12 protein-coding genes are annotated in these 9,867 nt (G+C 73.3%); 4 read left to right on the top strand and 8 right to left on the bottom strand.

What is annotated here, in order from left to right; translation table 11 throughout:
- On the top strand, positions 1–1,253 hold a 1,253-nt coding region (locus E6J59_15405), incomplete at its 5' end, for a methionine--tRNA ligase (GenBank protein TMB17923.1).
- Positions 1,254–1,267: 14 nt separating this feature from the next.
- Entirely contained in the window at positions 1,268–2,056 is a 789-nt protein-coding gene (locus tag E6J59_15400; GenBank protein TMB17926.1) for a TatD family deoxyribonuclease, read from the top strand.
- On the opposite strand, the gene E6J59_15395 is transcribed toward E6J59_15400, so the two are convergent.
- From E6J59_15395 to E6J59_15375, 5 genes are all read right to left on the bottom strand, one after another.
- Positions 2,050–2,907, bottom strand: coding sequence for a hypothetical protein (locus E6J59_15395; GenBank protein TMB17922.1), 858 nt, complete (start codon positions 2,905–2,907; stop codon positions 2,050–2,052). The two genes, E6J59_15400 and E6J59_15395, sit on opposite strands and share 7 nt — an antisense overlap.
- A complete protein-coding gene (locus tag E6J59_15390; protein TMB17921.1) occupies positions 2,892–3,743 on the bottom strand; it encodes a high-affinity Fe2+/Pb2+ permease in 852 nt (283 codons plus the stop codon). The genes E6J59_15395 and E6J59_15390 overlap by 16 nt, the downstream gene beginning before the upstream one ends.
- A 7-nt stretch (positions 3,744–3,750) precedes the next feature.
- Positions 3,751–4,095 (bottom strand): cupredoxin domain-containing protein, encoded by a 345-nt coding sequence (locus E6J59_15385; protein ID TMB17920.1) that lies wholly within the window; start codon positions 4,093–4,095, stop codon positions 3,751–3,753.
- A gap of 245 nt (positions 4,096–4,340) precedes the next feature.
- Entirely contained in the window at positions 4,341–4,805 is a 465-nt protein-coding gene (locus tag E6J59_15380; protein ID TMB17925.1) for a transcriptional repressor, read from the bottom strand.
- A gap of 29 nt (positions 4,806–4,834) precedes the next feature.
- Complete coding sequence (locus tag E6J59_15375; protein ID TMB17919.1) at positions 4,835–5,119, bottom strand: hypothetical protein; 285 nt, start codon at positions 5,117–5,119, stop codon at positions 4,835–4,837.
- Positions 5,120–5,211: 92 nt separating this feature from the next.
- Between E6J59_15375 and E6J59_15370 the strand changes: the two genes are divergently transcribed.
- A complete protein-coding gene (locus E6J59_15370) occupies positions 5,212–6,051 on the top strand; it encodes a universal stress protein (protein ID TMB17918.1) in 840 nt (279 codons plus the stop codon).
- Between the two features lie 9 nt (positions 6,052–6,060).
- Here the strand turns inward: E6J59_15370 and E6J59_15365 are convergent, their stop codons facing one another.
- Positions 6,061–6,612, bottom strand: coding sequence for a transcriptional regulator (locus E6J59_15365; GenBank protein ID TMB17917.1), 552 nt, complete (start codon positions 6,610–6,612; stop codon positions 6,061–6,063).
- Between the two features lie 112 nt (positions 6,613–6,724).
- Between E6J59_15365 and E6J59_15360 the strand changes: the two genes are divergently transcribed.
- Positions 6,725–7,537: a carbon-nitrogen hydrolase family protein gene (locus tag E6J59_15360; protein ID TMB17916.1), complete on the top strand. Its 813-nt coding sequence runs from the start codon at positions 6,725–6,727 to the stop codon at positions 7,535–7,537.
- A 22-nt stretch (positions 7,538–7,559) separates the two neighbouring features.
- Here the strand turns inward: E6J59_15360 and pyrF are convergent, their stop codons facing one another.
- Both pyrF and E6J59_15350 read right to left on the bottom strand, forming a co-directional pair.
- A complete protein-coding gene (gene pyrF / locus E6J59_15355) occupies positions 7,560–8,318 on the bottom strand; it encodes an orotidine-5'-phosphate decarboxylase (GenBank protein ID TMB17924.1) in 759 nt (252 codons plus the stop codon).
- A gap of 38 nt (positions 8,319–8,356) precedes the next feature.
- A partial coding sequence (locus E6J59_15350; protein ID TMB17915.1) for a proline--tRNA ligase occupies positions 8,357–9,867 on the bottom strand: 1,511 nt, incomplete at its 5' end.

Raw genomic sequence — 9,867 nt, 5'->3', positions numbered from 1 at the left:
TCATCCGCACCACCGACGCCTATCACGTGCGCTACGTGCAGAGGATCCTGGCCCGGGTGCACGCGCGCGGCGACGTCTACTTCGGCAGCTACCGCGGCCTCTACTGCTTCGGCTGCGAGCGCTTCTACCAGGAGCGCGAGCTGGTGGACGGCGTCTGCCCCGACCACCGCGTGGCGCCCACGGAGATCGCCGAGGAGAACTACTTCTTTCGCATGGGCGCCTACCAGGCGCGGCTGCAGGAGGCGCTCGAGGCCGAGCCCGACCTGATCGTCCCCGGCGGGTACCGCCGGGAGGTCCTGGCGCTCCTGCGCGAGCCGATCGGCGATCTCTGCATCTCGCGGCCGAAGAGCCGCCTCGCCTGGGGGATCGAGCTCCCCTTCGACGACCGCTACGTCACCTACGTCTGGTTCGACGCGTTGCTCAACTACGTGAGCGCGCTCGAGCACCGCGGCCGCCTGGAGCTCTGGCCGACGGCGCACCACCTGATCGGGAAGGACATCCTGAAGGCCCACGCCGTCTTCTGGCCGACCATGCTGATGGCGGCCGGGCTGCCGCTCTACCGCCGTCTCTGCGTCCACGGCCACTGGCAGATGCAGGCCGGCAAGATGTCGAAGAGCCTCGGCAACGTGGTGCGCCCGCTCGCCGTGAAGGCACGCTACGGGATGGACGCGTTCCGCTACTACCTGCTGCGCGACATGGCCTTCGGTCAGGACGCGGAGTTCAGCGAGGCGGCGCTGGTGACGCGCTTGAACGCCGACCTCGCCAACGGGCTCGGCAACCTGGCAAGCCGCGTGCTCGCCATGCAGCAGCGCTACTTCGGGGGCGCGCTCCAGCCGCGTGCGCCCGAGCCGGCCGACGAGGCCCTCGCCGCCGCGTTCGCGACGGCGCGGCGGGAGGTCGAGTCGCACACCGCCGAGCTCGCCTTCCACCGCGCGCTCGAGGCGCTCTGGCGCGCGCTCGACCAGGCGAACAAGTACGTGGTCGAGACGGCGCCCTTCACGCTCGCCAGGGACCCCGCGCGGCGGCCGCGCGTGGGCGCCATCCTCCACGAGCTGTGCGAGGGGTTGCGGGTGACGGCGCAGCTCCTCGAGCCGTTCATGCCCGAGACCGCCACCCGCCTGGCGACGCTGCTCGGCCTGCCGGCGGCGCGCTGCGCCGAGCTCGACCTCCCCTGGGGCCAGGCGTTCCCCGGCGGCCATCGTACGGCCCCGCCCGAGCCGCTCTTCCCGCGCGTCGACGCGGTGCCCGAGTGAGCGACGCGGCGGCGCTGGTCGACTCGCACTGCCACGTCGCGGAGCCGGAGTTCGACGCCGACCGCGACGCGGTCCTGGCGCGCGCGGCGGCGAGCGGGGTGTCGACGCTCGTCTGCGTCGGCGCCACGGGGCCGGTGGAGGCGAACGAGCGCGCGCTCGCGCTCGCCGGGCGGCGCGCGCCGGTCGAGATCGTGGCCACGGTCGGCGTCCATCCGCACCACGCGAGCACGGCGGACGACGCGGCGTTCGCGCTCCTCGAGCGGCTCGCGCGCGCGCCGGGCGTGGTCGCGATCGGCGAGACCGGGCTCGACTTCCACTACGACTTCTCGCCGCGGGCGGCGCAGCGCGCGGCCTTCGCGCGCACCGTCGCGCTCGCCCGCGCCGTCGGCCTGCCGCTGGTCGTGCACGTGCGCGAGGCGCACGTCGAGGCGGCCGAGCTCCTGCGCGCCGAGGGCGCCGCGGCGGTGGGCGGCGTCATCCACTGCTTCACCGGCGGGCGCGACGACGCGCGGCGCTACCTGGACCTCGGCTTCCACGTCTCGGTGGCGGGCATCGTCACCTTCAAGAACGCCGACGCGCTGCGCGCCGCTGTGCGCGTCGTGCCCGGCGACCGCCTCCTGGTCGAGACCGACGCGCCCTACCTCGCGCCCGTGCCGCACCGCGGGCGGCGCAACGAGCCCGCGCATGTGCGCCTGGTGGCCCAGGCGGTCGCGGCGGTGCGCGGCGAGTCCCTCGCCGCGGTGGCGGAGGCGACCTCGACGAACGCGCGGCGGCTCTTCCGGCTCGTGCGCTCGGTTCAGTAGGTGGGGCGGCCGGGCCCCCTGCCACCACCCGGCCACGTGAACTCGTACTCGACCAGGAGCTTCAGGATCACCGGGTCGCTCGCGCGCGTCAAGCCGAAGCCCGGCCCGGCGGCGAACCTGAGCCCGCGCGCGAGCCGGCCGTAGAGCACGGGGAACACGTAGTGCTCCTGCGCGCGTGAGGCGTCCGGCCGGCGGATCTGCCCGAGCGCGCCGAAGAACTCGATGCCCGGGACGAGGTTCCGCGACAGCCGGTAGTACACGCGCGCTCCGTAGTTGAACTCGAGCGTCCGGCGCTCCGCGCTCACGGTGGGCAGCTCGAAGCTCGGGTTCAGATCGACGGAGAACCGTCCGATGTCGCGCGACACGATGGGCCGGAACTCCAGCTCCAGCTCCGACTCGCCCCGGTGGGGCACCTCCGCTTCCAGATACCAGCCGAGGTCGAGAGCGTAGCGTCCCTTCTCGAAGAAGGCGCCCCGCGCGCGGAAGCGCGACCCCGCGTACTCCAGCTCGTCGCCGTTCTCCCGCGCGAGGTCGGTGTAAGCCGCCACGTCGATCTTGTCGGTGAGGCCATAGTTGTACTCGACGGTGGTGCGCAGAAGCCGGTGGCGGCGCGGCTCCTCGCCTTCCACCTCCTCTTCGTTCGGGCGGCGGCCGTTGGCGACCAGGGTGGTCAGGCTCTCCACCTCGTGCAGCCCCTGCCCCTCGGTGGTCGCCGGGTAGACTTCGAGCTCGAAGAAGTTGAGGGCCAGCGCCGGCGCGGGCGGGGACAGCAGGGCGACGACCGTGACGATAATCGATGCGGCTGGCGCGCGGGAAGGCACGGGAGCGAGCGGCGTCAGGCCGCCGAGCACGCCGGGCTCCGCTCGGCCGCGCCCCGCGCCGCCACGTCGGCACGGTGCAGCGCCCAGCCCATGGCGGGCAGGTAGGTCGCGAAGGCGAGCACCTCGAGGAGCGAGGGACGGGAGCGGTACCCGACAAGCGCGCCGAGCAGCGCGCCGAGCAGGCTGTCGTCGCGCAAGAGCCAGGCCGTGTTCCAGACCTGCGGCTTGATCGGCGAGAGGTAGCCGAGGCCGATCAGCTTGTTCACCCCCGCGGTGAGGAGGCCGGCCGCCACCAGCAGGAGGAGGATGCCGGTCACGCGGAAGAAGGTGTGCAGGTTCAGGAACGCGAAGCCGCGGAAGAAGAGCCACGCGGTGCCCGCCGCGAGCCCGGCTCCGGCGACGCCCGCGGCGAGGAGCGCCGGGGCGCCCACGTCGCCGCGCTGCACGACCACGCCCCACAGGAAGAGCACGGCCTCCACGCCCTCGCGGAAGACGGCGGCGAAGGCGATGGCGGCGAGCCCGAGCAGCCGCCCGGTGGCGAGCGCGCGGTCCGCCCGGCGCCGGAGGTCGCCGCCGATCTGGCGCGCGTTCCGATGCATCCACACCACCATCCAGCTGAGCACGCCCACGGCGAGCAGCAGGACGCCCACCTGCAGCAGCTCCTGCGCGTCGGGGCCGAGGCGGGCGGCCGCCCCGTTCGACACGAGCCCCATCGCGACCGCAGCGACCACCGCCCCGAGCGCACCCGCCCACACGTAGCGCATGCCCGCGCGCTCGCCGCTGCGCGCCAGATACGTGAGCAGGATACCGACGACGAGCGCCGCCTCGAGTGACTCGCGCCACATGATGAGCAGCGTCTCGATCACCGCCGCCTCACTTCACCACCAGCGCGCCGCGCCGCTCCTGGTGGAAGTCGTCGAAGAACTCGTAGCGTCCGGGCGAGAGCCCCGAGACGTAGACCGCGACCGTCCGCCCCGGCGGCACGACGCGCTCGCGGTTCAGCTCGAAGCTCTCGAACTCGATCGCGGCCGCGGTCTGGTTCGTGACCTCGAGGCGCAGGCGCTCGCCCGCCGCCGCCTCGATCTCGGGGGGCGCGAAGCCCTGCTCGGCGACGGCCAGCGGGATGGACCGTTCCTCGGCCCGCGCCGTCGCGGCTAGCGCGAGGAGGAGGCCCACCGCGGCAGCTGTCGGGACGAGCAGGCGACGGGGCCCGGACACGGACCGAGCTTAGTTGAAAACGGCTTTCAATTTCAAGTCCTGCCCCCGGGGCGGGGGAACCGGCGCGAATCCGCCGTGGTCACCCTCCGCGTCGAGCCGAGGCCACCCGCGACGTGCGCCCCGGCCGTCTACGGAGGCACCTCACGCTGTGCGGAGTGCGCACCCTTCGGGATGTGTGCCCGCCTCGCCGTTTGGCGTCGTCACGACCAGGGCGAGCAACAGCCAAGGGAACGTCAGCGCCGGCATCAGACCCGGTGCACACCGTGCTCGAGGCGGGAGGAGCGCCGGCGGCCTTCGCGGCACTCGGCGCAGATGCCGTAGAGCTCCATGCGGTGGCGCCCCACCACGAAGCCGAGGAAGCGCCCGATACGGTCCTGCAGGCGCTCCAGCTCCTGGCTCGCGAACTCGACGATCTTGCCGCAGCGCTCGCAGATGATGTGGTCGTGGTGCTGGCTCTCGGCCTCGACCGGCTCGAAGCGCGCCTGGCCGTCGTCGAAGTGACGCTCGGCGGCGAGGCCGACCTCCTTGAGCAGCTTGAGCGTGCGGTAGACGGTGGCGTAGCCGACGCGCGGGTTCACCTTCTTGACCGCCGTGTAGAGCTCCTCGATCGAGAGGTGCTCCTCGGCGCCGAAGAACACGCGCGCGATGTCGTCCCGCTGCGAGGTCGACTTGAGGCCCCGCTCGCGCAGCGCCTGCTCGAACCGCCGCATCCGCGCGCGCACCGGCATGGCGGCGGCGCTCAGCCGGCGGCGCGCGCGCGACGCTCGAGCAGTCGCCGGGCGGCCGGCGTCAGGTAGACGGTCTCCACGTCGCGGCCCGCGAGCGCGTCCGCCAGCGCCTGGACCCGCTCGGCGGCGGGCAGGTTGCGGTCGAGGAAGATGACGTCGTCCCCCCGCACCCGGCAGGCGCCGCTGCGCACGCGGTAGCCGATCTCGCGCAGCAGGACCTCCTCGCGCACCTTCATGCCGAGGCGGCGGGCCACCTCCTTGAGCTCCTCGCACAGGGCCTCGTCGCGGCGGCTCATCGCGGTCCCTCTTAACGGACCGCCGGCCGTTTGCAAAGGCCGCCTTGCGTCCGCGCGCGCGCCGGTGTTAGAGGCGGTCAGGGGCGTCCGCCATGATCAAGACCATCCTGGTCGCGCTCGACGGCTCCGAGCACGCAGACGCCGCCCTCCGGTACGCCCTCTGGCTCGCCGAGCGCGTGCGCGCCACGGTCCTCGGCCTGCACGTCATCGACGTGGTCTCGATCGAGGGCTCCTTCCTGCACGACATCTCCGGCTCGCTCGGCTTCGAACCCTACCTCGACTTCTCCGCCAAGATGCGCGAGGCGCTGCGCGAGCGCGGCCGGTTGCTGCTGGAGACGTTCACCAAGCGCTGCGCCGAGCGCGGCGTGCCCTGCGACACCACGCTCGCCACCGGCATCGTCGCCAACGAGATCTGCGACCAGGCTCGGGTTGCGGATCTGGTGGTGATCGGTCACCGGGGCGTGAACGAGCAGTTCTCGACCGGGCTGCTCGGCTCGACCACGGAGTCGGTGACCCGCAAATCGCCGAAGCCCGTGTTCGTGTCGCCCATGCGCTTCAAGGAGATCGGCCGCCCGCTCCTCGCCTACGACGGCTCGCAGCGCGCGAGCGCCGCCATGCACGCCGCCGCCGAGGTGACGAGCGCGCTCTCCCTGCCACTCACGGTCATCCACGTCGGGCGCGAGGAGGCGGCCGACGGGACGCGCGTGCTCGACGAGGCGCGCCGCTACCTCCACTCGTACGGGATCGCCCTCACCTGCGAGACGATCACCGGCCATCCGCACCAGCGCATCGTCGACGTCATCCGCGAGCACGGCCACGACCTGCTGTTCATCGGCGCCTACGGGCACTCGCGCATCATCGAGATGGTGCTCGGCAGCACGACGGAGTTCGTGCTGCGCAACAGCCCCTGCCCGGTGTTCCTGGCGCGCTGAGGGGAGGGTTCAGGTCCCGCTGCCGCCCTGGCTCGAATCGGACGGCGGCTGGCCGTCGCTGCCGGGGCGGAGGCGGGCTATGCGCGCCTCGAGGGCGCGGATGCTGCGCTCGATGCGGCGCATCTCCTTCTGGAAGGCGGGGAGCGTGGTCACGCGCTCGACCGAGCGGCGCACGGTCTCGTCCACCAGCTGCTGGAGCTGGCCGAGGCGCTCCCCCACCTGCACCAGCTCCTGCATCCGGCGCCCGGCGCGCTCCGGCACCGAGCGGATCGCCTCCATGCCGCGGTCGACGGTGGCGCTCAGGTTGTGCAGCGCCGCCTCGCCGTGCTGGATGATCTCGCGCAGGACACGCAGCGAGAGGAGGCCGCTCTTCCGCCGCTCCTCCTCGAGGATGATCTGCGCGAAGGTGACGGCGGTCAGGTCCTCCCCGGTGTCGTTCTCGAGGATCTTCACGTCCTCGCCGGCCTTCACCCAGCGGCCGATCTCGTCGAGCGTCACGTAGCGGCTCTCGCTCGTGTCGTAGAGCTTGCGGTTGCCGTAGCGCTTGACCAGGCGGCTCATCACTCCCTCGTCACTCCCTTCGGGGGGTATCACAGCTTCGCGCGCAGGTACAAGCTTAATCGATCGAACGCGCATTGACGGGCGCGGAGCCCGCGCGGTATGGCCTCGAAAGATGGAGGGGTATCTCGCCGCCGCGGTGCAGATGGCCTCCGGCGCCGACCGCGCCGCGAACCTGGCGCGGGCGGAGGCGCTCGTGCGCGAGGCTGCGGGGCGCGGGGCGCGCCTCGTGGTCCTGCCCGAGGTGTTCGCCTGGCGCGGCCCGCGCCCCGAGGAGGCGGCGGTCGCGGAGCCGATCCCCGGGCCCCTCACCGAGCGCCTGGCGGCGCTCGCCCGCGCCCTCGCGATCCATCTCTGTGCGGGCTCCCTGCTCGAGCGCGCGGCCGGCGAGCCGCGCGCCTACAACACGAGCTGCCTCTTCGACCCGCGCGGCGAGCTCGTCGCGCGCTATCGCAAGCTGCACCTCTTCGACGTCGAGCTCGCGGGGCGCGTGTCGGTGCGCGAGTCGGCGACGCGCGCGCCCGGGGCCGAGGCGGTCACGGTGCCGACCGAGCTCGGCACGCTCGGGCTCTCGGTCTGCTACGACCTGCGCTTTCCGGAGCTCTACCGCCGCCTGGTGCGCGCGGGCGCCGAGGTGCTGCTCGTCCCCTCGGCCTTCACCTTCCCGACCGGCGCGGCGCACTGGGAGGTCCTCTGCCGCGCGCGGGCGATCGAGAACCAGTGCTACCTGGTTGCCCCCGACCAGACCGGCACGAGCCCGCACGGCTTCGCCGACTGGGGCGAGTCGCTGATCGTCGACCCCTGGGGCCGCGTGCTCGCACGCGCCGCCGACGGCGAGGGCGTGGTCATGGCCGAGATCGACCGCGCCTACCTGGCACGGGTGCGGCGCGAGCTCCCCGCCCTCGCCCACGTGCGGCTCGGGGGGTGAGCGGCCTGCCGCCGGCGGCCACCTACGCCCGCATCCCCGGCTTCGCCCGCGCCATGAGAAAGCCGCGCGCCATCTCCGCCACCACCTCCTGCACGGCGGCGAGCGGGTCGCGCGCGTCGCGGATCGGCCGGCCGAGCACGAGGTAGTCGGCGCCGAGGCGCATCGCCTCCTCGGGCGTCATGCTGCGCTTCTGATCGTCCGGCTCCGCGGGCGCATCGCGCCGCGCCGGCCGCACGCCCGGGGTGACTATCAGGAAGCCGCGCCCGCACTCGCGCCGGATGCGCGCGATCTCGAGCGGGGAGGCGACCACGCCGTCCATGCCTGCCTTGCGCGCCAGGCGGGCGAGGCGCACCACCTGGTGCTCGACCTCGTCGGCCACGCCGACGCGCCGGAGGTCGCTCTTGCCGAGGCTCGTCAGCACCGTGACCGCCAGGATCTTCGGCCGCCGGATGCCCTCGCGGCGGCAGACACGCGTCACCTCGGCGTGCGTGCGCTCCATCATGTCGAAGCTGCCCGAGGCGTGGAGATCGAAGAAGCGGACGCCGAGCCGCGCCGCCTCGATGCCGGCGCGCGCCACGGTGTGCGGGATGTCGTGGAACTTGAGGTCCAGGAAGACGTCCACCCCGTAGCGGTGGATCATGCGCACGACCTCGGGGCCCGAGTGGAGGAAGAGCTGCTTCCCGACCTTGAAGACGCCGACGTCCTTGGCGAGGAGCGTGACCAGGCGCTCGGCCTCGGCGAAGGTCTCGACGTCGAGAGCGAAGATCAGCCGGTGGCGGATGCTGTCGGGCCGGGGCGGGAGGAAGGGCCAGCGACTGCTCACCGCGGCCCCACCAGCGCCGCCGCGCGCGCGGCCGCCTCCGCGACCGGCACCTCGGTCGCCTCCTGCTCGCTGCGCCGCTTCAGCTCGACCGCGCCGCGCGCGAGCGCGCGCGGGCCGACCGTCAGCCGCACGGGGAGACCGATCAGGTCGGCGTCCTTGAACTTGACCCCCGGCCGCTCGTCGCGGTCGTCGAGGAGCGTGTCGACGCCCGCCGCCTCCAGCTCGGCGGCGAGCCGCGCGGCGGTCTCGCCGAGCGCACCGTCGCGGGCGCCCACCGGCACGACCAGCGCGCCGTAGGGCGCGAGCGGGGCGGGCCAGACGATGCCCGCGTCGTCGTGGTGCTGCTCGACCGCGGCAGCGACCGTGCGGGTGATGCCGATGCCGTAGCAGCCCATCTCGATCGGCCGCTGCGCGCCACTCGCGTCGAGGAAGGTGGCGCCCATCGTCTCGCTGTACTTCGTGCCGAGCAGGAAGACCTGCCCCACCTCGATGCCTCGGTGCTCGGCGAAGGTGCCGCCCCCACAGCGCGGGCAGCGGTCGCCGCCGCGCGCCTGCCGCAGGTCGGCGAAGGCGAGAGGCGGCACGTCTCGCGCGAGGTCCAGGTTGACGACGTGCTGGTCGGCGCGGTTGGCCCCGCTCACCGCGCCGCGCATGCCGCGCAGCGAGGCGTCGGCGAGGATGCGCACGCCGAGCCCGACCGGGCCCGCGAAGCCGACCGGCGCCCCGGTCGCTCGCGTGACCGTGTCCTCGTCGGCGAGCGCCACCGGCCCGCCGCCGAGCGCCGCCTGCAGCTTCGTCTCCGAGACCTCGTGGTCGCCGCGCACCAGGACCGCGACCGTCGCGTCCCCGGCCGTCCGGTAGAGCAGCGTCTTCACGAAGCGCTCGGGCGGCAGCCCGAGGAAAGCGCTCACCTCCTCCACGGTCCGCCTGCCGGGCGTCGCGACGCGCTCGAGCGGCCCGCCGGCGCCGCCGGCCGGAGCGGCGAGCGGGCGCACCTCCGCCTTCTCGACGTTGGCCGCGTAGCCGCAGCGGTCGCAGGAAACGATCGCGTCCTCGCCCGCGGAGGCCAGCACCTGGAACTCGTGCGACAGCGAGCCACCGATGGCGCCCGTGCCCGCCTCGACCGGGCGGAACGTGAGGCCGCAGCGTGCGAAGATGCGCCCGTAGGTGTCGAACATGTTCCCGTACTCGCGCCGCGCGTCCTCCACGTCGGCGTGGAACGAGTACGCGTCCTTCATGATGAACTCGCGCCCGCGCATGAGGCCGAAGCGCGGCCGGACCTCGTCCCGGAACTTCACCTGGATCTGGTAGAGGTTCTTCGGGAGATCGCGGTAGGAGCGGACCTCTCGCCGGACGAGATCGGTCACCACCTCCTCGTGGGTCGGGCCGAAGCAGAAGTCGCGGTCGTAGCGGTCCTTGAGCCGCAGGAGCTCGCGCCCGTACTGCTCCCAGCGGCCGCTCTCCCGCCAGAGCTCGGCCGGGATGACCGCCGGCATCAGGATCTCCT

The organism is Deltaproteobacteria bacterium, from assembly GCA_005879795.1.
Lineage (GTDB): Bacteria > Desulfobacterota > Binatia > DP-6 > DP-6 > DP-6.
The sequence above is the reverse complement of the archived record's forward strand: the minus strand, read 5'-3'. Positions and strand labels throughout refer to the sequence as shown.

Excerpts from the sequence above, each read along its gene's own strand:
- E6J59_15375 (TMB17919.1), bottom strand. The coding sequence starts at position 5,119 with ATGAGCCGCCGCGACGAGGCCCTGTGCGAGGAGCTCAAGGAGGTGGCC.
- E6J59_15365 (TMB17917.1), bottom strand. The coding sequence starts at position 6,612 with ATGAGCCGCCTGGTCAAGCGCTACGGCAACCGCAAGCTCTACGACACG.
- E6J59_15370 (TMB17918.1), top strand. The coding sequence starts at position 5,212 with ATGATCAAGACCATCCTGGTCGCGCTCGACGGCTCCGAGCACGCAGAC.
- E6J59_15380 (TMB17925.1), bottom strand. The coding sequence starts at position 4,805 with ATGCGGCGGTTCGAGCAGGCGCTGCGCGAGCGGGGCCTCAAGTCGACC.
- E6J59_15360 (TMB17916.1), top strand. The coding sequence starts at position 6,725 with ATGGAGGGGTATCTCGCCGCCGCGGTGCAGATGGCCTCCGGCGCCGAC.